The sequence below is a fragment of the Mesorhizobium sp. B3-2-1 genome (assembly GCF_006439515.1).
Lineage (GTDB): Bacteria > Pseudomonadota > Alphaproteobacteria > Rhizobiales > Rhizobiaceae > Mesorhizobium.
Genome location: NZ_VFTI01000031.1, coordinates 57492 through 76104, shown reverse-complemented (window position 1 = coordinate 76104; position 18613 = coordinate 57492). Strand labels below are relative to the sequence as shown.

General features: G+C 62.6%; 22 protein-coding genes. 9 read left to right on the top strand and 13 right to left on the bottom strand.

The window, feature by feature from the left end; all coding sequences use genetic code 11:
- Positions 1–281 precede the first annotated feature (281 nt).
- Together FJW08_RS26355 and FJW08_RS26350 are read right to left on the bottom strand one after the other, a co-directional pair.
- On the bottom strand, positions 282–908 hold the full coding sequence (locus FJW08_RS26355) for a glutathione S-transferase family protein (protein WP_140755202.1): 627 nt from the start codon (positions 906–908) through the stop codon (positions 282–284).
- Positions 909–986: 78 nt separating this feature from the next.
- Positions 987–2198, bottom strand: a complete 1212-nt coding sequence (locus tag FJW08_RS26350) for an NADP-dependent isocitrate dehydrogenase (protein ID WP_140812898.1) — start codon at positions 2196–2198, stop codon at positions 987–989.
- Positions 2199–2411: 213 nt separating this feature from the next.
- On the opposite strand from FJW08_RS26350, the gene FJW08_RS26345 reads away from it, so the two are divergent.
- Both FJW08_RS26345 and murI read left to right on the top strand, forming a co-directional pair.
- A complete protein-coding gene (locus FJW08_RS26345) occupies positions 2412–3332 on the top strand; it encodes an RNA methyltransferase (RefSeq protein ID WP_140812897.1) in 921 nt (306 codons plus the stop codon).
- Positions 3325–4194 (top strand): glutamate racemase, encoded by an 870-nt coding sequence (murI, locus tag FJW08_RS26340; protein ID WP_140812896.1) that lies wholly within the window; start codon positions 3325–3327, stop codon positions 4192–4194. The genes FJW08_RS26345 and murI overlap by 8 nt, the downstream gene beginning before the upstream one ends.
- On the opposite strand, the gene FJW08_RS26335 is transcribed toward murI, so the two are convergent.
- Positions 4138–5520 carry an RNB domain-containing ribonuclease gene (locus tag FJW08_RS26335; protein ID WP_140812895.1) on the bottom strand — a complete coding sequence of 461 codons (1383 nt, stop codon included), beginning with the start codon at positions 5518–5520 and terminating at the stop codon, positions 4138–4140. The genes murI and FJW08_RS26335 overlap by 57 nt on opposite strands.
- A gap of 157 nt (positions 5521–5677) precedes the next feature.
- Here FJW08_RS26335 and FJW08_RS26330 point away from each other — a divergent pair, with 157 nt between their 5' ends.
- A complete protein-coding gene (locus tag FJW08_RS26330; RefSeq protein WP_140755192.1) occupies positions 5678–5860 on the top strand; it encodes a DUF3008 family protein in 183 nt (60 codons plus the stop codon).
- 85 nt (positions 5861–5945) lie between these two features.
- Here the strand turns inward: FJW08_RS26330 and FJW08_RS26325 are convergent, their stop codons facing one another.
- Positions 5946–6140, bottom strand: coding sequence for a hypothetical protein (locus FJW08_RS26325; RefSeq protein ID WP_140755190.1), 195 nt, complete (start codon positions 6138–6140; stop codon positions 5946–5948).
- Between the two features lie 374 nt (positions 6141–6514).
- Between FJW08_RS26325 and rpsD the strand changes: the two genes are divergently transcribed.
- From rpsD to FJW08_RS26305, 4 genes are all read left to right on the top strand, one after another.
- Entirely contained in the window at positions 6515–7132 is a 618-nt protein-coding gene (gene rpsD / locus FJW08_RS26320) for a 30S ribosomal protein S4 (RefSeq protein WP_140755188.1), read from the top strand.
- A 150-nt stretch (positions 7133–7282) separates the two neighbouring features.
- Positions 7283–8170 carry a tRNA 2-thiocytidine(32) synthetase TtcA gene (gene ttcA / locus FJW08_RS26315; protein ID WP_140812894.1) on the top strand — a complete coding sequence of 296 codons (888 nt, stop codon included), beginning with the start codon at positions 7283–7285 and terminating at the stop codon, positions 8168–8170.
- Positions 8160–8987 carry an inositol monophosphatase family protein gene (locus FJW08_RS26310; RefSeq protein WP_140812893.1) on the top strand — a complete coding sequence of 276 codons (828 nt, stop codon included), beginning with the start codon at positions 8160–8162 and terminating at the stop codon, positions 8985–8987. Before ttcA ends, FJW08_RS26310 begins: the two co-directional genes overlap by 11 nt.
- Before the next feature lie 68 nt (positions 8988–9055).
- Positions 9056–9484, top strand: coding sequence for a cell envelope integrity protein TolA (locus FJW08_RS26305; RefSeq protein ID WP_140812892.1), 429 nt, complete (start codon positions 9056–9058; stop codon positions 9482–9484).
- Positions 9485–9513: 29 nt separating this feature from the next.
- Here FJW08_RS26305 and FJW08_RS26300 read toward each other — a convergent pair whose 3' ends face one another.
- The 5 genes from FJW08_RS26300 to purL form a co-directional block, all read right to left on the bottom strand.
- Complete coding sequence (locus tag FJW08_RS26300; protein ID WP_181178294.1) at positions 9514–10737, bottom strand: multidrug effflux MFS transporter; 1224 nt, start codon at positions 10735–10737, stop codon at positions 9514–9516.
- Between the two features lie 228 nt (positions 10738–10965).
- The gene (gene grxD / locus FJW08_RS26295) at positions 10966–11301 is read right to left on the bottom strand and encodes a Grx4 family monothiol glutaredoxin (RefSeq protein ID WP_013895877.1); all 336 of its coding nucleotides are present in this window, start codon (positions 11299–11301) and stop codon (positions 10966–10968) included.
- Between the two features lie 151 nt (positions 11302–11452).
- Positions 11453–11686 carry a BolA family transcriptional regulator gene (locus FJW08_RS26290; RefSeq protein WP_015318146.1) on the bottom strand — a complete coding sequence of 78 codons (234 nt, stop codon included), beginning with the start codon at positions 11684–11686 and terminating at the stop codon, positions 11453–11455.
- A gap of 122 nt (positions 11687–11808) precedes the next feature.
- Positions 11809–12372: a hypothetical protein gene (locus FJW08_RS26285; RefSeq protein WP_140812891.1), complete on the bottom strand. Its 564-nt coding sequence runs from the start codon at positions 12370–12372 to the stop codon at positions 11809–11811.
- 7 nt (positions 12373–12379) lie between these two features.
- Entirely contained in the window at positions 12380–14611 is a 2232-nt protein-coding gene (gene purL, locus FJW08_RS26280) for a phosphoribosylformylglycinamidine synthase subunit PurL (RefSeq protein ID WP_140812890.1), read from the bottom strand.
- A gap of 245 nt (positions 14612–14856) precedes the next feature.
- Between purL and FJW08_RS32530 the strand changes: the two genes are divergently transcribed.
- The gene (locus FJW08_RS32530) at positions 14857–15021 is read left to right on the top strand and encodes a hypothetical protein (RefSeq protein ID WP_181183053.1); all 165 of its coding nucleotides are present in this window, start codon (positions 14857–14859) and stop codon (positions 15019–15021) included.
- Between the two features lie 66 nt (positions 15022–15087).
- Here FJW08_RS32530 and FJW08_RS26275 read toward each other — a convergent pair whose 3' ends face one another.
- Positions 15088–16494, bottom strand: coding sequence for a PLP-dependent aminotransferase family protein (locus tag FJW08_RS26275; RefSeq protein ID WP_140812889.1), 1407 nt, complete (start codon positions 16492–16494; stop codon positions 15088–15090).
- A 102-nt stretch (positions 16495–16596) separates the two neighbouring features.
- Between FJW08_RS26275 and FJW08_RS26270 the strand changes: the two genes are divergently transcribed.
- Entirely contained in the window at positions 16597–16848 is a 252-nt protein-coding gene (locus tag FJW08_RS26270) for a DUF1127 domain-containing protein (protein ID WP_140812888.1), read from the top strand.
- Positions 16849–16856: 8 nt separating this feature from the next.
- Here the strand turns inward: FJW08_RS26270 and FJW08_RS26265 are convergent, their stop codons facing one another.
- The 3 genes from FJW08_RS26265 to FJW08_RS26255 are packed head-to-tail and all read right to left on the bottom strand — an operon-like array spanning position 16857 to position 18575.
- Positions 16857–17498 carry a Pr6Pr family membrane protein gene (locus tag FJW08_RS26265; protein ID WP_140812887.1) on the bottom strand — a complete coding sequence of 214 codons (642 nt, stop codon included), beginning with the start codon at positions 17496–17498 and terminating at the stop codon, positions 16857–16859.
- 7 nt (positions 17499–17505) lie between these two features.
- Positions 17506–17913 (bottom strand): hypothetical protein, encoded by a 408-nt coding sequence (locus tag FJW08_RS26260; protein ID WP_140812886.1) that lies wholly within the window; start codon positions 17911–17913, stop codon positions 17506–17508.
- A complete protein-coding gene (locus FJW08_RS26255) occupies positions 17910–18575 on the bottom strand; it encodes a glutathione S-transferase family protein (protein ID WP_140812885.1) in 666 nt (221 codons plus the stop codon). The genes FJW08_RS26260 and FJW08_RS26255 overlap by 4 nt, the downstream gene beginning before the upstream one ends.
- Positions 18576–18613: the final 38 nt, after the last annotated feature.

The following is an 18613-nucleotide window of genomic DNA, read 5'->3' as shown; positions in this document are numbered from 1 at the left end:
GCAACCGCATCTTAGGGGGAGAAAACTGTTACCTATGTATCCGGTTCATTCTGTTACCCATCTATCCGCTGGACACTATGGCGCACTCGGCACTTTCTTCTGCAACGCTGGCTTCTGCAACGCTGGCGATTTGGCGAAACCATCGATGACATCGTCCTTCTCCCCGTCACTATACGGGGAGAAGTGCCCGGCAGGGCGATGAGGGGCAGCGCTGGCGTCGACGGGTCCGCAAGCGATCGGCCTGCTTCTAGGGCGGGACGACGATTGCGGCTGTCGCCGGATCAACCGGCCTTCGCGGTATGCGCGAAGCTCGAACGAGCGGCGATGCGCTCATACCAGTCGCTTATAGCGGCGAACTGGGCGAGAAGCTCGCGCCCCTCGCTGACCTTGACGAAATAGCCAATCATCGCCGCCGCATGCAGGTCGGCCAAGGTCAGCTGGTCGCCAAGCAGCCAAGGCCCTTGTGCCTTCAGCGACGTCAGCACCTTGAGCACCGTTTCGGCTTGCCGCAGGCCAGAGGCGATCAAGCTCTCGTCGGGCTCCGCCTTCTCTAGCCGCTCGACCGCGACGTCCCAGACCATCGACCGGTATCCATAAGCATCGAGCATGCCGATGATCTGGTTCATCCGCGCACGACTGCGCGGGTCCGTCGGCTGCAGCGCCGGACCGTCGAACGCCTCGTCGACATAGCGCGCGATCGCGCTAGTCTCGAACAGGCGAAAGCCGTCATGCTCGAAAGCCGGGATGCGGCCGAACGGGTGGTGTTCGAGGTACCAAGCGGGAATGCCCTCGGAGGCGAAGATGTCGAGCGGCACCAGCTCGTAGTCGATGCCTTTTTCCTCCAGCGCCATCCGCGCGATGCGCACATACACACTGTAATCCGCGCCGTAGAGGATTGGCTTGGTCATGCTGTCGGCCCTTCGCTTTCGCCGGCCCTAAAATGCGAAGGCTCCTTTCGGAGCCTTCGCATTTGGAACTACGGGTACTTACGCCATCGCCTTCTGCAAATTCTCGTCGATCTTGTCGAGGAAGCCGGTGGTCGAGAGCCAGGGCTGGTCGGGGCCGATCAAGAGCGACAGGTCCTTGGTCATGAAGCCGCTCTCGACGGTCTGGATGCAGACCCTTTCCAGAGTCTCGGCGAAGCGCTTCAGTTCCGCGTTGTCGTCGAGCTTGGCGCGGTGCGCTAGGCCACGCGTCCAGGCGAAGATCGAGGCGATCGAATTGGTCGAGGTTTCCTCGCCCTTCTGATGCTGGCGATAGTGGCGGGTGACGGTGCCGTGCGCGGCTTCGGCTTCGACGGTATTGCCATCCGGCGTCATCAGCACCGAGGTCATCAGGCCGAGCGACCCAAAACCCTGCGCAACCGTGTCGGACTGCACGTCGCCGTCATAGTTCTTGCAGGCCCAGACATAGCCGCCGGACCATTTCAGGCTCGACGCCACCATGTCGTCGATCAGGCGGTGTTCGTACCACAGCTTCTTCGACTTGAACTCGGACTCGAATTCCGCCTCGTAGACCTCCTGGAAAATATCCTTGAAGCGGCCGTCATAGGCCTTGAGGATGGTATTCTTGGTCGACAGGTAGACCGGATAGTTGCGCAGCAGGCCGTAGTTCAGCGACGCCCGGGCGAATTCGCGGATCGACTCGTCGAGATTGTACATGGCCATGGCGACACCGGCGCCGGGCGCGTCGTATACGTCATGCTCGATCACCTGGCCGTCCTCGCCGACGAACTTGATTGTCAGCTTGCCCTTGCCGGGGAAGCGGAAATCGGTGGCGCGGTACTGGTCGCCGAAAGCGTGACGGCCGACGATGATCGGCTTGGTCCAGCCGGGCACCAGGCGCGGCACGTTCTTCATGATGATCGGCTCGCGGAAGATGGTGCCGCCCAAAATGTTGCGGATGGTGCCGTTGGGCGATTTCCACATCTTCTTCAGCTTGAATTCCTCGACGCGCTGCTCGTCGGGGGTGATGGTCGCGCATTTCACGCCGACGCCGTATTTCTTGATGGCGTTGGCCGAATCGATGGTCACCTGGTCGTTGGTGGCGTCACGATGCTCGATGCCGAGGTCGTAATATTCGAGCTTGAGGTCGAGATAAGGGTGGATCAGCTTGTCCTTGATGAACTGCCAGATGATGCGGGTCATCTCGTCGCCGTCGAGTTCGACGACCGGGTTCGCCACCTTGATCTTCGCCATGGAAAGAATGCCTCGTTGCTGGGAATGGGACGGCCTTGCCCGCGTGGCGTCGGCCGGGGGATGCCGCCCCTATATCAAAGCGCTTTTGGCCACGCAAACGGCGATCTGTCACGAATGTGAGGCATGGCCGCCTTCATTTGCGAATGCTTCATTTTCACGGCCGAATATGGCAGGGGACGCTGAAATGCCGCAAACAGCAGTTCATTGACAGTCATGCCTATCACCAAAGACCCCGCTAACACCGCAGCCGCCGGCCCGGCGATCATTCTGGTCGAGCCGCAGCTCGGCGAAAACATCGGCATGGTCGCCCGCGCCATGGCCAATTTCGGACTGTCGGAGCTGCGCCTGGTCAACCCGCGCGACGGCTGGCCGAGCGAGAAGGCGCGCGCCGCCGCCAGCCGTGCCGACCATGTCATCGATGCCGTCACCGTTTACGAGGATCTGGCCTCGGCGCTCGCCGACCTGAACTTCGTCTTCGCCACCACCGCCAGGCAGCGCGACGGCTTCAAATCCGTGCGCGGCCCGGTGGAAGCGGGCAGGATGCTGCGTGCCCGTCACGGAATGGGGCAACGCACCGGTATCCTGTTCGGTCGTGAGCGCTTCGGTCTCTACAATGACGAGGTTGGCCTTGCCGACGAGATCGTCACTTTCCCGGTCGATCCCGATTTCTCCTCGCTCAACATCGCCCAGGCGGCCTTGCTAATGTCCTATGAGTGGATGAAGTCGGGCCTGGAGGACGAGACCAGAACCAATTTTTCGGGGCCGGAGATGAAGCCGGCAAGCAAGGAAGAATTGCACGGCCTGTTCGCCTATCTGGAAGGCGCGTTGGAAGCGCGCGGCTATTTCCGGCCGGCGCCGAAGAAGCCGAAAATGGTCGACAATCTGCGCGCCGTGCTGACGCGCGCCGGCTTCGCCGAACCGGAGCTCAAGGTGTTGCGCGGCATCATCTCGTCGCTCGACCGGTTTTCACCCGCGATGCCGCGCGGCGATGGGTCACCGGGCGATGACCCGCGGCGTTTGCCCGCGGCCGCCGCGCGCGCGCGCAAAGCGGAGGCTGCTGGCCGGGTGACGGACGCTAACGGCGACGATGCGGACACGCCGCCGCTCGGCGGCAAGGGAACCGACAATGACTGAGCAGCCGATCCTGATGTTCGATTCCGGCGTCGGCGGGCTCACCGTGTTGCGCGAGGCGCGTGTCCTGATGCCAGACCGTCGCTTCATCTATGTCGCCGACGACGCCGCTTTTCCTTTTGGCGCCTGGGAAGAGCCGGCGCTGCGCATCCATATACTGGAGCTGTTCGCCAGACTGCTCGACCGGTTCAAGCCGGCCATTTCGGTCATTGCCTGCAATACCGCCTCGACGCTGGTAATCGACGCTTTGCGCGAGACCTTTCCCGGCCATCCCTTTGTCGGCACGGTACCTGCGGTCAAGCCGGCGGCCGAGCGCACGCGCTCGGGGCTGGTCTCGGTGCTGGCGACGCCGGGCACGGTGAAGCGGCAATACACGCGCGACCTGATCAGCAAATGGGCGCAGAAATGCCATGTCCGCCTGGTCGGCAGCGACAGGCTGGCGGGCCTGTCCGAAGCCTACATGCGCGAGGGCTTCGTCGACGAGGAGGCCGTACGCGCCGAGATCGCTCCATGCTTCATCGAGCGTGACGGTATGCGCACCGATATCGTCGTGCTGGCCTGCACGCACTATCCCTTTCTGGTCAATCGCATGCGCAAGACCGCGCCGTGGCCGGTCGACTGGATCGATCCGGCCGAGGCGATCGCACGGCGTGCCCTTTCGCTGCTGCCGCCCATCGATGGGGCGCTGCCGCAGGGCGAGCCCGACATCGCGGTCTTCACCTCGGGCAAGGCGGATTTCGCCGTCAGCCGCCTTATGCAGGGTTTTGGGCTGACCGTGCACTTAGACAGTGGCGGAGCTGCCCGCCACTCAAACAGGTTCGAAAACGATCCTGCGTTGATCAGGATCGGCCAGGACCAGCATTAGCATCAGACCGTCGCCCTGTCTGGGGCCGGAGGCCTTCACGGTGGCGACCACAGGCATGTCGGCAAGTTGAACGCGCACGCCATGGTCGACGAAGTCGGTGACGACGGCTTTGAATGTCTCACCCTCGCGGCCTTCCAGCATTATCGCCTCCGCAAGGTCGATGGCCGCGTGGTTGATCTGCGAAGCGCGGCTATCGGCACGTCCCATCGCCTTCGGCAACCTGGCGAACGCGTCGGTGACAGCCTGGGGCACGGGCTGGCCGTTGGCGATAGCCAGCGCGCAGCGCACGACATAGCGATCGGCAAGTCGCCTGAGTGGCGCCGTTGCATGGGCATAGGTCGCGGCCATCGCCTCATGCCAGGGGACAACGCCGTCCTGATAGGGCTGATAGGACGCGCCGGGGCTTGCATGGCGGATTTCCAGCATCAGCGCCGCCTGTCGCGGATCGGTAGGGTCGAGGGTTCGCTGATAGTCTCGCAACCCGGTGGAGGCCGGCCAGGACAGTCCGAGAGCCTGTGCCGCGTTGCGCAGTCTTTGAACCTTGAAGGCATCCGGCCCCGACATCACCCGAAACAAGCCGGTGTGGTGCGCCAACATGGCATCGGCAATCGCCATGTTGGCGGCCAGCGAAAGTGCTGCGTTGTCCTGCTCGGATTGCAGCAGCGGTCTGAACGAAAGCCGGTATGTGCCATCGGCAAGCCTCTCCACCTCCTGCTCGGGTGGATCGACGCGGGAAGCCCCACGGCGCTGTTCGTTCATTGCCATGCGCAGCGCCATTTCGGCGAAGCCGGCCGGAACGTCGGAAGCCTTCACGCTGTCATAGGCGAGCTTGGCGCGGCTTTGAATGATTGCCCGCTCCGCGCCGTCCAATTTCGTCGCGCCGTCCTGCGCAACCCGGACCGTGAAGATAACAGCTGGACGGGGTCCGTCCGGCAACAGGCTTGCCGCACCCTCGGCAATCACCGGCGGGTAGAGCCCGGCCTTGCCGTCCGGCATGTAGAGTGTCTCGCCCCGCGTCCAGGCCTCGAGATCCACCGTGTCGCCGTCATCGACGAACCAGGCCACGTCGGCAATGGCATAGTGCAGCAGAAGGTCACCGCCGCTCGCCTCGATGGAGAACGCTTGATCGAGGTCGGTGGAGGCAGCCGGATCGAGCGTGACGAAGGGCATCGCCCTTCGATCGGCATGCTGGTCGGGCACACGTTTGGCCGCCGCCTCGGCCGCGGCCACTACATCAGCCGGAAATCCATCCGGCACGTGTAATTCGGTGCGGATTTTCGCCAGGCCAGTGGAGAGAGCCTGTGAGGGATCTGTCAGGGATTTCATTGAGCCGTCCTACACTGGGGTTCCGGACACGGGAAGGCTGCCAACGAAAATCGCCTGGCCGGCCACCGGCTGGCGCCGGGTGGACCGGAACGGGCCACAGGCGCTGGAACCGCCGCCGAAACGCGGCGTTTCTCTTGACAGCAAAGGAGAACCCGCCATGCCAGCCACCTCGAAAGCCCAGCAGAAGGCCGCCGGCGCCGCACTCTCCGCCAAACGCGGCGAGACCAAGAAAAGCGAACTCAAAGGCGCTTCCAAGGGCATGTATGAATCGATGAGCGAAAAGCAGCTCGAGGAATTCGCCGAGACGAAGCGTAAGGGACTACCGGCGAAAAAATCCTAGGATCGAGCGCTTCGAGCCAGACTACCTTGGAATGAAAAAAGGCCAGCGACGGTTCGCTGGCCTTGGGATTGTCGCGTTGAAATGCCTACCAGCGGCAGCGCCGTACTCTCTCGACGATCACCCTGCGATGACCATGCCGCCACACCACTCTCTTTTTGACGATGACGCGGCAGACCTGTCTATGGCCATGCCAATGGCGCGCCATCGCCGGCTCCGGGGCCACCGCCATCGATCCTGCAAGCACCGCGGCGCCTGCCAGGGTAAGGAAGAACTTCTTCATGCAATTGGGCTCCTCTAGCTCCAGTCCCTTCTTGGTGCCGCTGGCGCAAACCTCCCGCCACATCCGGCATCGCATCAACGCCCTAAACGCTATACGGTTGCGCCACGCCGCGCCACTCACAAGCTTGACACCGGTTAAATCTCGGTTTAACCAGCCGCCAACGCTGGGCAGCGATGTCCGGTGTTTGTTTTGTATACGCAAGATCTGTCACGACAGTCGTTTCCGATCTTGTTTGAACTGACGTGTCCCGTGGGTTTTCCGCCGCGTTGCGTGGGAAAACCCTGTCAGGTCTCGAAAACGGAGGCCAGAGGAGGGCGCGTTTCCTTCACCCGGACCATGAGGTGCCGGGTGTGTTGTTTTGAAAAGGGAATGCGATGAGCAAGCGCGAATCCGCGAAATACAAGATCGACCGCCGTCTCGGCGAAAATATCTGGGGCCGCCCGAAGTCCCCGGTCAACAAGCGTGAATACGGCCCCGGCCAGCATGGCCAGCGCCGCAAGGGCAAGCTTTCCGACTTCGGCCTGCAGCTGCGCGCCAAGCAGAAGCTGAAGGGTCACTATGGCGACGTTTCGGAAAAGCAGTTCCGCAAGGTCTATGAAGAGGCCGACCGCCGCAAGGGCGACACCTCGGAGAACCTGATCGGCCTGCTCGAATCGCGTCTCGACGCGGTCGTCTACCGCGCCAAGTTCGTACCGACCATCTTCGCCGCCCGCCAGTTCGTCAACCACGGCCACGTCAACGTCAACGGCAAGCGCGTCAACATCGGCTCGTACCGCTGCAAGCCGGGCGATGTCGTCGAAGTGCGCGAAAAGTCGAAGCAGCTGGTCATCGTCCTCGAGTCGGTCGGCCTCGCCGAGCGCGACGTGCCGGACTACATCGATGCCGATCACAACAAGATGGTCGCGACCTTCTCGCGCATCCCCGGCCTCGCCGACGTTCCGTTCGCCGTGCAGATGGAACCGAACCTGGTCGTCGAATTCTATTCGCGCTAAGCGAACGCTTTTCTGCGATACCGGAAAGGCCGCCCATCGAGGCGGCCTTTTTGTTTCGGGCATCCGCTTTGCGGTGTGTCGCTGAAATCAATTTCGATTTTCCGGCCAATGCGCTAAGCCGGCGGAAGTCACATCCGGGGCCGTCGCGCCATGAACATGCAGCCAGACATCGAAACACTTGAACCGGCCGCCGAAGGCGGCTCTCACCCGCTGTTCGCCGAGGTGCCGTCCTCGGTCGAGTTCAACAAATTGCGCAAGCGGCTGCTGCGGCAGACCCGCCAGGCGATCGAGGACTTCTCGATGGTGAAGCCCGGCGAGCGCTGGCTGGTGGCGCTATCTGGTGGCAAGGATTCCTACGGTCTGCTAGCCTTGCTGCTGGACATGAAATGGCGCGGGCTGCTGCCGGTCGAGTTGCTGGCCTGCAATCTCGACCAGGGCCAGCCGAATTTCCCCAAGCACATCCTGCCCGACTATCTCGACGCCAACGGCATAGCCCACCGGATCGAATACCGGGACACCTATTCGGTAGTCACCGACAAGCTCCCCGAAGGCAGCACCTATTGCTCGCTCTGCTCGCGGCTGCGGCGCGGCCATCTCTACCGGATCGCGCGCGAGGAGGGCTGTTCGGCCCTGGTCCTCGGCCATCATCGCGAGGATATTCTCGAAACCTTCTTCATGAACCTGTTCCATGGCGCCCGGCTTGCCGCCATGCCGCCAAAACTGCTCAACGACGACGGCGACGTCATGGTGTTGCGGCCGCTCAGCTACTGCGCCGAGGTCGATCTGGAGAAATTCGCCGCCGCGATGCGGTTCCCGATCATTCCCTGCGACCTCTGCGGCAGCCAGGAAGGGCTGCAGCGCAACGCCATGAAGGCGATGCTCGAAGACATCGAAAAGCGCATGCCTGGCCGCAAGGACACGATGATCCGTGCTCTGTCCAACACCAGGCCGTCGCATTTGCTCGACCGAAAGCTGTTCGATTTCGCCGCCCTCAATGAAACCCTCGCGACCAGGCAAGATATTCCCGATGACATTTGACGATACCGCGATCGACTGGCTGGCCGGCATTCTGGCCGAGGCAGCCCAAGCCGAAATCATGCCGCGCTTTCGCCGATTGAGCGATGGCGATATCAGGCAGAAGACTTCCGCCGCAGACCTGGTGACGGAGGCCGATGTCAACGCCGAGCGGCTGATCACCGCCAGGCTGCGCGAGCGCTATCCCTCGGCCATGGTGGTGGGCGAGGAGGCCTGCTCCGACAATCCGGCGCTGCTCGACGGCTTGGGCGACGCCGAACTGGCATTCACCATCGATCCGGTGGACGGCACCTTCAATTTCGCATCCGGCGTACCGCTGTTCGGCGTCATGCTGGCGGTCGTGGTCAGGGGCGAGACGGTCGCGGGCATCATCCATGATCCTGTCGGCAAGGATTGGCTGATCGCCGCCAGGGGTGCCGGCAGCCATATCAGGCATGCCCATGGCAGCCTGGAGAAAGTGCATGTGGCGGCACCCGTTCCGATCTCGCAAATGACCGGCGCGGTCTCCTGGCAATATCTCGACGAGCCGGAGCGCTCCCGCCTTGCGCGCAACCAGACCAAGGCACTGTCGCAGTTCGCCTATCGCTGCGCCGCGCACGAATATCGCCTGCTGGCCAGCGGGCATGCGCATTTTGTCGTCTACAACAAGCTGATGCCCTGGGATCATCTGCCGGGCGTGCTGATCCATCAGGAAGCCGGCGGCCATGCCGCGCGTGTCGACGGCAGCGCCTATCTGCCCTCGCATGTCGACGGCGGCCTGCTTGTCGCGCCGGACAAGGACAGCTGGCAGGAACTGCGCCGCGAGCTGTGGGCGGAATAGGATCAATTCCTGGGGCTTGAACTGTTGGGTTGTACGGTCGAACCTTGCGTTCTGGCGGAGGCTCTCGAATGAAACGTCGGTTCGCGGTTTTTGCGGCACTTACCTTGTTTGCGAATTGCAACGAGGCGCTCCCGCAAGAGCGCCTCTGCCGTAGCACCGATCCCATCGACACCATCAAGGAGATGTCGGACGCCATCTATGCGTGCTGGCAGCCGCCGCCAGGAACCGCGGGCATGTCCTTGACACTGCGGTTCTCGCTTCGCCGCAACGGCACGCTGATCGGCAAGCCTCGTGCCACCTATTCCGACTTGGGAACCGATTCCCAGCTCGGCCGTGCCTTCGTGGCATCCATCATCAAGGCACTCGACGACGCTCTACCGTTGCCCTTTTCAGATGGCATGGGCGGGGCGATCGCGGGGCGAATGCTTTCTCCTCGCTTCACGGCTCGCTCGAAGATACATCCTGACGCACGTCGCTTGGCCCCGGCTTGGCTTTAAGCCAAACAAAACTCAAGGCGTGTGTTGTCTCAGTGCAGATCGGTGACGTGCCCTGAAACGGGTGCGTTCTGCGGCTGGAACATCTTGCCGCGCTCGGCAATCAGGATCATCAGCAGCGCGGCAACCGAGACGCTGCAGAATCCGGCGGCCAGCGGCGTCACCGTGCCGTTGAAAGCCTGGCCGATCAGCGTGCCGAGGATGCCGCCGAGAAAAGTCTGCATGAAACCCAGGATGGACGACGCCGTGCCGGCCAATTGGCCAAGCGGCTCCATGGCCAATGCGTTGAAATTGGCGCCGAGGCAGCCAAACGGTAGCATGGCGCCGGCAAAGAAGGTGATGAACAGCCAGAGCGGCATCTTCGTTTCGAGTGAAACCACCAGCCAGGCCAGGCTGATCACCAGAAACAGCAGCAGCGCGCTTTGCGACAGGCGGCGCATGCCGACGCGGCCGACGAGGCGCGAGTTGAGATAATTGGAGAAGGCGAGCACGCCCGCGACACCGGCGAAGATGACGGGGAACATCTCGCCGACGTCGAAGACGTTGACATAGATCTGCTGCGCCGAGGCGATGAAGCCGAACATGGCGCCGAAGATGAACGTGCTGGCGAAGGCATAGCAGAGCGCGATGCGGTTGGTGAGCACGATGCGGAAGCCGCCGACAATGGAGGAGACCGTCAGTTGCCGGCGGTATTCGGGATGCAGCGTCTCGGGCAGGCGCAGCAGCGACCATGCCGACACGACCAGGGCGCCGACGGCCATGGTGACGAAGATCCAATGCCAGGTAGCGAACAGCATGATGAACTGGCCGATGCCTGGTGCCACGACCGGGATGGCCATGAACACCATGAAGATCAGCGACATGACTTCGGCCATACGCCGGCCATCGAATGTATCGCGCACGATCGAGACCGCGATGACGCGCGTGGCGGCCGCGCCGATGCCTTGCACGGCGCGGCATATCAAAAGTGTTTCAAAGCTCGGCGCGATGGCGGCCGCTGCGGCCGCCGCCACATAGATGATCAGGCCGGCGACGAGCGGCGAACGGCGTCCGAACCGGTCCGAGATCGGACCGAAGAACAGTTGGCCGCCGCCGAAACCCAGTATGTAGGCGGTGATCACATATTGCCGGTGGTTTTCATTCTCGACGCCGAGCGAGGCGCCGATCTGCTGCAGCGCCGGCAGCATGATGTCGATGGCCAGCGAATTGAGCGCCATCAGCGCGGCGCAGAGCGCGATGAACTCCCAGCGCGGAATGGGCAAGGTGCTTGCCCCGGGCAAGGTGCTTGCCCCGGGCAAGGTGCTTGCCCCTTGCGGCGCTGATTTCTGCTGGTCCACGGCAAGTCCGATCTCTCAAACGAAAACGCGCCGGCGGGCCGGCGCATTGGCTCGTCCTGGTCCCGGGATCCGGGATGTAAAAAATTGCCGAGGTGGGGCCGCCCCGGTGGCCGGGGCATGTCGATATCGACATGCCCGATACTGAAGTCAGGCGGCGCCTTTGACGCTCACGCCCTTCTCGACCAGGAAGGTCTGCAATTCGCCGGCCTGGAACATTTCGCGGATGATGTCGCAGCCGCCGACGAATTCGCCCTTGACGTAGAGCTGCGGGATCGTCGGCCAGTTGGAGTAGTCCTTGATGCCCTGGCGCAGCTCGGCCGAGTCCAAGACGTTCACGCCTTTGTAGTCGGCGCCGATATAGTCGAGGATCTGCACGACCTGGCCGGAAAATCCGCATTGCGGAAAGCCGGGCGTACCCTTCATGAAAAGCACGACGTCGTTGCCCTTCACTTCATTGTCGATGTAGTCGTTGATACCGCTCATGGAATATCCTTTCATGCCCGTGGGAGTCAGGCTCGAAGCATGTCTTTCAAATAAACCCATAGGTTGCCCGAAACAAGACTTTAGCCATGCCATCACCCGAATGGCGCAAAGAATGGGCCGTTTTGGGCCAAGCGTGTCGGGTGGGAATGCCTCAGTCGGGAACGCTGGTCTGCAGCGCCAGCGCATGCAGCACGCCGCCCATATTGCCCTTCAGTGCGTCATAGACCATCTGGTGCTGCTGGACGCGGCTTTTTCCCCGAAAGCTCTCGGCCACGACTTCGGCCGCGTAATGGTCGCCGTCGCCGGCGAGGTCGCGGATCGTCACGCGGGCATCCGGTATGCCGTCCTTGATCAGTTTTTCGATGTCGTGGGCGTCCATTGCCATTGCAGAAATTCCTGTTTCGGGAGGGCGGCGGCGCGGCGGCTCATGCGATGAGAGTCGGACAAGCCTAAAGCCTTTCCAATCCGGATTGAAGCGGTTCCGTCCGGTGTCCGTTCTGTTGGTGTTCAGGAGAGGGTTTCACCCGGCCCCTGCGCCGGCTCATCCTCGCGCATCGAGAAGGCGCGGCCCAGGCTGAAAACCAGCACATAGAGGGGAAGGTTGACCGCCAGGTTGGCGATCGGCAGATAGCTCGTCATTTGCCAGGCAGGCGAGAAGAACGGCTGGCCGTAGCCATCGCAGATGAGCGAAGAGCCATACTCCCACAAGGCCCCCAAGACGGCCGAGACGGCGAAAAGCTTGACGCAGGTGATAATGTGCCTGGCTCGCGTTGGCTCCGGCAGGAGCCGGTCCCAAAGCACCAGGCAGACGATCGGAACCGCATAGATGAGGTTCTGCAGGACCAGCATCGGAAGCGTATCGTTGGCCGCGGCGAGAAATTCGGCGCGTGTTTCCAGCCTGGGACAAACCTCACTCGATGTCGTCGACAGCAGGAAGAAGACGAACGGCCCGAGGCACCAGAAGAAGAACAGCGCCGGCCAGAAGACGACTGCAAGCAGCGCCCGTACGGCCAGTTTCTTATGATTGAGCAGGATCTTTTCCGAAAACCGGTTTCCACTTTTCGGGATCATGCTCTCGTCAACTGGCCTGATCCATGAAACGCGGGAACCAGCCTTCATGAGCGGCGGTCAGATCGCTGACCGGGATTGCCCTGGCATCGCCGAGTTTCAGCGCGTTGCCCCCCGTCGAGCCGATCCACGGCGCGAAGATGCCCAGTTCGCCCTGCTGCTTGCGGATAGCGTCCCATTCATCGCCATGCGGATCGATCGACAGCGTCAGGAGATAGCGGCCCTGGTCTTCGCCGAACCAGACCGGGATCGGATGGGTACCGACCAGTCCGGGAACGGTCGCGCCGATGCCCGACGCCATCGCCATTTCGGCCAGCGCCACCGCGATGCCGCCGTCGGAGACGTCATGCGCCGCCGTGACGATGCCGGACGCGATCAACGAGCGTACATGGTCGCCGACGCGCTTCTCGTGCTCGAGATCGACCGGCGGCGGCGGGCCATCGCTGCGACCGTGGATATCCCTGAAATAAACCGACTGGCCAAGATGCGTTCCCCAGGAAGCCGGTGCGCCGACCAGCAGGATCATCTGGCCTTCCGCCGCAAAGCCGATCCGCGCCATCTTCGACCAGTCCGATATCAGGCCGACGCCGCCGATGGTCGGTGTCGGCAGGATGCCCTGGCCGTTGGTTTCGTTGTAGAGCGAGACGTTGCCGGACACGATCGGGAAACCAAGCGCCCGGCAGGCGTCGCCAATGCCCTTCACCGCGCCGACCAGCTGGCCCATGATCTCTGGCCGTTCGGGATTGCCGAAATTGAGATTGTCGGTGGCAGCGAGCGGCAGTGCGCCCGTAGCGGTCAAATTGCGCCAGCATTCGGCCACCGCCTGCTTGCCGCCCTCATAGGGGTCGGCTTCGCAGTAGCGCGGCGTCACGTCGGAGGAGAAGGCCAGCGCCTTGGTCGGATGTCCCTCCACGCGCACCACGCCGGCATCCCCGCCCGGAATCTGCAGCGAATTGCCCTGGATCAGCGTGTCGTACTGTTCCCACACCCAGCGACGCGAGGACAGGTCCGGTCCGCCCAGCAGCTTCAGCAGCGCATCGGCGAGGTCGGCTTGCGGGATGTCGTTGGCGGCAAGCGGCGCCGGCTTCTTGGATTCCACCCACGGGCGGTCGTATTCGGGAGCCTTGTCGCCGAGATCCTTGATCGGCAGGTCGGCGACTTCGTCGCCCTGGTGCCGCACGCGGAAGCGCAGATCGTCGGTGGTCTTGCCGACGATAGCGAAGTCGAGGCCCCATTTGTGGAAGATCGCCTCGGCTTCCTTTTCCTTTTCGGGGCGCAGCACCATCAGCATACGCTCCTGGCTTTCCGACAGCATCATCTCGTAGGCGCTCATGCGCTCTTCGCGCACCGGTACCTTGTCGAGGTCGAGCTCGATGCCGAGGTCGCCCTTGGCGCCCATTTCGACCGCCGAACAGGTGAGGCCGGCCGCACCCATGTCCTGGATGGCGATGACGGCGCCCGAGGCCATCAGTTCGAGAGAAGCCTCCAACAGGCATTTTTCGGTGAAAGGGTCGCCGACCTGCACGGTCGGGCGCTTCTCGTCGATCTTGTCGTCGAATTCGGCCGAGGCCATGGTGGCGCCGCCGACGCCGTCGCGGCCGGTCTTGGCGCCGAGATATACGACCGGCAGGCCGACGCCCTTTGCCTCGGACAGGAAGATGGCATCGGTCTTGGCAAGGCCCGCGGCGAAGGCGTTGACCAGGATGTTGCCGTTGTAGCGGGCGTCGAAATTGACCTCGCCGCCGACCGTCGGCACGCCGAAGGCATTGCCGTAGCCACCGACGCCGGAAACCACGCCGGCGACGAGATGCCTGGTCTTGGGATGGTCGGGCGCACCGAAGCGCAGCGCGTTCATCGCCGCGATCGGTCGCGCGCCCATGGTGAAGACGTCGCGCAAGATGCCGCCAACGCCGGTCGCCGCACCCTGATAAGGCTCGATGAAGGACGGGTGGTTGTGGCTTTCCATCTTGAAGACGACACAGTCTCCGTCGCCGATGTCGACCACGCCGGCATTCTCGCCCGGGCCTTGGATGACCTGCGGACCGGTGGTCGGCAAGGTGCGCAGCCATTTCTTCGAGGATTTGTAGGAGCAGTGCTCGTTCCACATCGCCGAGAAAATGCCGAGTTCGGTAAAGCTCGGTTCGCGTCCGACCAGATCCAATATGCGCTGATACTCGTCGGGCTTCAGCCCATGCGCGGCGATGAGGTCCGGTGTGATCGGCACGGAATTGGAAATGGTCATGGGCGGCGATTTATGTCCATGGAGCAGGGATTTTGAGTCTCCTCTTATCGCAAGCTTTGCAGACGATACACCCGTCGGCGGAGGAAAAAGGCAGAAAGCAACAGGGTGATGACCACTATGGATCGCGCCAGGCCCTTCCGTGAGCGACGAAAGGCGCCCGGCCAGCTATTGGAGCCCCGTAAAGCCAAATGGGGAACGCCATGATCCCCCGGTCGTTAGGTCCCTATCACTCAGGAGACAGGATCATGGCTACCAAGCAAGGCAAGAACGACAATCGCCTCTCGGACAAGGAGGCTCTCCATATTGCGGAGACCACCGACGTTTCGCCGCAGCAAGCCAAGGAATTGGCCGAGAAGCACGGTAAGGACAAGGCCGAGAAGGAAGCCAAAAACTTCAAGGCAGAAGGCTGATCCGAGTCCGGTTCAAGTCCCAATTTCGCAAGGCGGCGTCTCGGGGCAAGCTGGGGGGCGCACGGTTCAGGAAAAGCTGTCGTAACCTGCGCGGCCTTCGTCCAGAAGCCGCCTGATCACCGCGACGCCGCCCGCAATATCCTCGCGCCGCCTCGGCTGCGAAACACCGAAGCGCACCCCATGGAAAACCCGCTCCGAGCGCCCAGCCTTGAATTCATCCTCATCGTCGATCAGCACGCCGTGCTCCAGGCAGGCATTCTTGAAGGTGCCGGAAAGCCAGGGATCGGGCAGGGTGAGCCAGACGAACGGCACTTTGTCGTGCGACTTGAATGAGAAGCCCGCCAGACTTTCGCGCACTATGGACATGCGGGCGCTGATCTCCGCGATGCTGCGCTTGCGAATTTCGCCGGCCTGACCGGAAAGCACCAGCCGGGCATTCACCTCCGCCAACAGGAATGGCATGCCGCCGGTCATCATCTTGTGGGCGACACGGATGCGGTGGCGATAGGCGGGCGGGCAGGAGAGCCAGCCGCCACGCAGGCCGGCGGCGACCGATTTCGACAGGCCGCCGGCAATGATGGTGCGTTCGGGCGCAAATTCGGCAAGCAGCGGTGTCGGGTCGTCGGTCAGATGGCCGTAGAGGTCGTCCTCGATCAGGATGACGTTGTATTCACGGGCGACACGCGCGATCGCCTCGCGGCGCGTCGGCGACAAGGTCACCAAGGTCGGATTCTGCGCCGTTGGTATCAGAAATATCATCTTGGGATGCTTTTGCGCGCAGACGCGTTCGAAATCCGCCGGATCGAGGCCTTCATCGTCCGAGGCCACAAGCGCGGTGCGCCGGCCGATCAGACCGGCGCTGCGGGAAATCTGCGAATAGGTGAGGTGCTCGAAGGCGACATAGTCGCCCGGCGTCGTCAGGGCCGCAATCGCGGCCATCACCGCGGCATGAGTGCCGAGAGTGGGGACGATTGTATCGGTCGTTGGCCGAAAGGCGTTCCGTGACAGCCAGCGGGCGCCGGCTTCGTACCAGCGATCCGGGAAATCGCGCGTGTAGCTCGAAATCTCATGCGGATGGTCCTGCGCGGCGCGCGACAGGACGTCGGCGACAATCGCACCCTGGCCGATGTCAGGGGCCGCCGTGCTGTCGAAACGCAGCTTGTCCTTGGGGGCATCGACAGAACGTGTGCCTTCGACGCTGGTGTCGGGGGCCTCCTTTGTAACGCCAGTGCTGTCGCCCAGCACATAGGTGCCCCGTCCGACCTCGCCGCTGACGAGGCCGCGCTCACGCAGCAATTGATAGGCCCGGCCGACAGTGCCGACCGTGGCGCCTATGTCGTAGGCGAGGTCGCGCTGTGGTGGCAGCTTTGCCCCGGCGCCGATCACACCCCGGTCGATATCCGCTTCGATGGAATCCGCGAGCCGTTGATACAGCGGACCTGAACCCGTGAGATCTGGAATCCAATTTGTCATGGTGACAATTTTCTATATTGCACCGTTTTGGGAGTCAATACATATCAATACATATCAATAGCGCGCTAAAAAGGGTGCAATTTATATTCTGGCAGAAAGAAAATGGATACAATCGGAACATTCCACCACCCGAGAACCGAATTACTCCGCCAGCCTGCTCGCCCGTCCGGGCAGCGCGGCTTCGTCGGCCGGCTTGTGCGAGTGGTCAAGTCGCTGGCGAAATGGATCGACCATCTGCTGGAACGCCGGCGCGGCCGGCTGGCACTGCTGGAGATGACCGACGATCAACTCAAAGACATCGGCCTCTCGCGCTGCGACGCTCACCGCGAGGGCATCAAGCGGCTCTGGGAATAGCACCCGGCCTATCGGGCGCCTTTGCTCCTGAGGCGCTTGATGCCGTGATCGACGAAAACGGCGACGACGCATATCGCCACGAACAGCGCGGTGATGGCGAGCGCCGCTACAGTGACGCTCTCGACGCCGTTCCTGGCGATATCGAGAAAGGGGTAGGGCACCTCGCCCGCCAGCGGCGCCCGGGCCAGCGCATAGGCCAGATAGGCGATGGGATAGACAACCCACCAGGAGATGTCGCTCCATCTCGTTCTGCCGTCGGCGCCTGATATCAGCCACCACAGGACATACAGCACCGGCGTCACATAGTGCAGCAGGACGTCGCAAAGCAGGAACAGGCCTTGTGGCTGCCAGAGCCGCGCCAGCACGGAGGCATAGACAATGAAGACCAGAGTGATCGAAACCGCGACGCCCGCGCGCATCCGTGGTCCGGCAAAGGCCGGCAGCCAAGCATAGCCGCTGGATGACAACAGCGAGGTGTGGACCAGCACGGCGCCAATGTTGGTCAGGATGGTGAAGAAGCTGAAATAGAACACGATCGAGCCGAGCAGGCCGCGGCCGGCTTCCATCGATGCCGGAATGGTGATCGAGAACTGCAGGGCAAGCGCTATCAGGCCAACAACCAACCCTGCGGTCTGCAGGAACCGGCCCATGGCTGGCTCAGGCTGTGGCTGCGCAGGCCGGATTGCCGGCCTGCCAGCGCGCGACATCCGAGCTGATGCGTGCGCCAAGCGGGTCGTTCATCAACGGTCCGAAGACGTCGACATGGCTTGAATTCCCCTGCGCCTGCACGACCAGCAAGGGTTTGCCGCCATAGTGCTTGGCCGGCACCAGCAGGAAGCGCGGCTGGCCGCTGAACGAGTTCAGCTCATTGGCCATCTGATATTGCTTGAAGGCCGGATCCTTGCTGGCGATCCAGCATTTGTGAGCCGATATCGCCACCTGTTCCATCGCCAGCAGCGCGGCACTTTTGCCCGACGGCACGGGCGTGCTCTTGGGGCTCGACTGGCACGATGCCAAGGCAAAGCCTGACGCGGCGATCAGGGCGATCGTCCTGTTCTTGATCAAGCGGCACCCATTTCGAGTTCGGACGGAAAGATCTTCAAGCCGTCGGTCATCTCGCCCCATACCCTGGACAATGCGGGATGCTGCGAGGCGATCTGCTGATAGGCATCGAATTTGGGGTAGGCGTCGAGCAGGTCGTGGCGGCCTGTCATGGCGCGGAAATTGTTGAGGATGAACCGTGTCGGCGTCAGCCAGGCATCTGCAAGGCTGATGTCGTTGCCGAGCGCGAAGGGGCCTTGCGCCATGCGCGCCTCGATGGCCGCCAGCCCATGGTGGAGACGGGCGAACTGGGCGTCGATCTCGGCAGTGTTGCGCTTCGGCACGAAATGCAGCTCGAAAAGCTTCATCGTCGGCGTCAGCACATCGAGATCGGTGATGCGCGCGAACATGCGCACCAGCGCGCGGTCCTTCGAATCGGGCGGCAACAGCGCCGGTTCGGGAAACCGTTCTTCGAGATACTCGGCGATGACCACCGATTCGACGATCGTTTCGCCCGAGCCGGTGATCAGAACCGGAATCCGGTTCATCGGCGATATGGCGCGAAACTTCTCGGGGATCGGAAAACCCGGCGGCGGCGCGATGATCTTGAGTGGCACGTCCTTGATATAGGCCAGTGCCCGAACGATCGACGAGTAGGGCGACAGCGGCCGCGAATAGAGTTTCATGACCGTCTCTCCCTCACGCTATGATTTTGAACTGCCGC

What these genes read in the sequence shown, in the direction of transcription:
- grxD (WP_013895877.1), bottom strand. Translation starts at nt 11,301, where the DNA reads ATGAGCGGTATCAACGACTACATCGACAATGAAGTGAAGGGCAACGAC.
- FJW08_RS26285 (WP_140812891.1), bottom strand. Translation starts at nt 12,372, where the DNA reads ATGATCCCGAAAAGTGGAAACCGGTTTTCGGAAAAGATCCTGCTCAAT.
- FJW08_RS26350 (WP_140812898.1), bottom strand. Translation starts at nt 2,198, where the DNA reads ATGGCGAAGATCAAGGTGGCGAACCCGGTCGTCGAACTCGACGGCGAC.
- FJW08_RS26355 (WP_140755202.1), bottom strand. Translation starts at nt 908, where the DNA reads ATGACCAAGCCAATCCTCTACGGCGCGGATTACAGTGTGTATGTGCGC.
- FJW08_RS26255 (WP_140812885.1), bottom strand. Translation starts at nt 18,575, where the DNA reads ATGAAACTCTATTCGCGGCCGCTGTCGCCCTACTCGTCGATCGTTCGG.
- FJW08_RS26325 (WP_140755190.1), bottom strand. Translation starts at nt 6,140, where the DNA reads ATGAAGAAGTTCTTCCTTACCCTGGCAGGCGCCGCGGTGCTTGCAGGA.
- murI (WP_140812896.1), top strand. Translation starts at nt 3,325, where the DNA reads ATGACTGAGCAGCCGATCCTGATGTTCGATTCCGGCGTCGGCGGGCTC.
- FJW08_RS26290 (WP_015318146.1), bottom strand. Translation starts at nt 11,686, where the DNA reads ATGGCAATGGACGCCCACGACATCGAAAAACTGATCAAGGACGGCATA.
- FJW08_RS26335 (WP_140812895.1), bottom strand. Translation starts at nt 5,520, where the DNA reads ATGAAATCCCTGACAGATCCCTCACAGGCTCTCTCCACTGGCCTGGCG.
- FJW08_RS26345 (WP_140812897.1), top strand. Translation starts at nt 2,412, where the DNA reads ATGCCTATCACCAAAGACCCCGCTAACACCGCAGCCGCCGGCCCGGCG.
- FJW08_RS26265 (WP_140812887.1), bottom strand. Translation starts at nt 17,498, where the DNA reads ATGGGCCGGTTCCTGCAGACCGCAGGGTTGGTTGTTGGCCTGATAGCG.
- ttcA (WP_140812894.1), top strand. Translation starts at nt 7,283, where the DNA reads ATGAACATGCAGCCAGACATCGAAACACTTGAACCGGCCGCCGAAGGC.
- FJW08_RS26275 (WP_140812889.1), bottom strand. Translation starts at nt 16,494, where the DNA reads ATGACAAATTGGATTCCAGATCTCACGGGTTCAGGTCCGCTGTATCAA.
- rpsD (WP_140755188.1), top strand. Translation starts at nt 6,515, where the DNA reads ATGAGCAAGCGCGAATCCGCGAAATACAAGATCGACCGCCGTCTCGGC.
- FJW08_RS32530 (WP_181183053.1), top strand. Translation starts at nt 14,857, where the DNA reads ATGGCTACCAAGCAAGGCAAGAACGACAATCGCCTCTCGGACAAGGAG.
- purL (WP_140812890.1), bottom strand. Translation starts at nt 14,611, where the DNA reads ATGACCATTTCCAATTCCGTGCCGATCACACCGGACCTCATCGCCGCG.
- FJW08_RS26310 (WP_140812893.1), top strand. Translation starts at nt 8,160, where the DNA reads ATGACATTTGACGATACCGCGATCGACTGGCTGGCCGGCATTCTGGCC.
- FJW08_RS26305 (WP_140812892.1), top strand. Translation starts at nt 9,056, where the DNA reads ATGAAACGTCGGTTCGCGGTTTTTGCGGCACTTACCTTGTTTGCGAAT.
- FJW08_RS26330 (WP_140755192.1), top strand. Translation starts at nt 5,678, where the DNA reads ATGCCAGCCACCTCGAAAGCCCAGCAGAAGGCCGCCGGCGCCGCACTC.
- FJW08_RS26270 (WP_140812888.1), top strand. Translation starts at nt 16,597, where the DNA reads ATGGATACAATCGGAACATTCCACCACCCGAGAACCGAATTACTCCGC.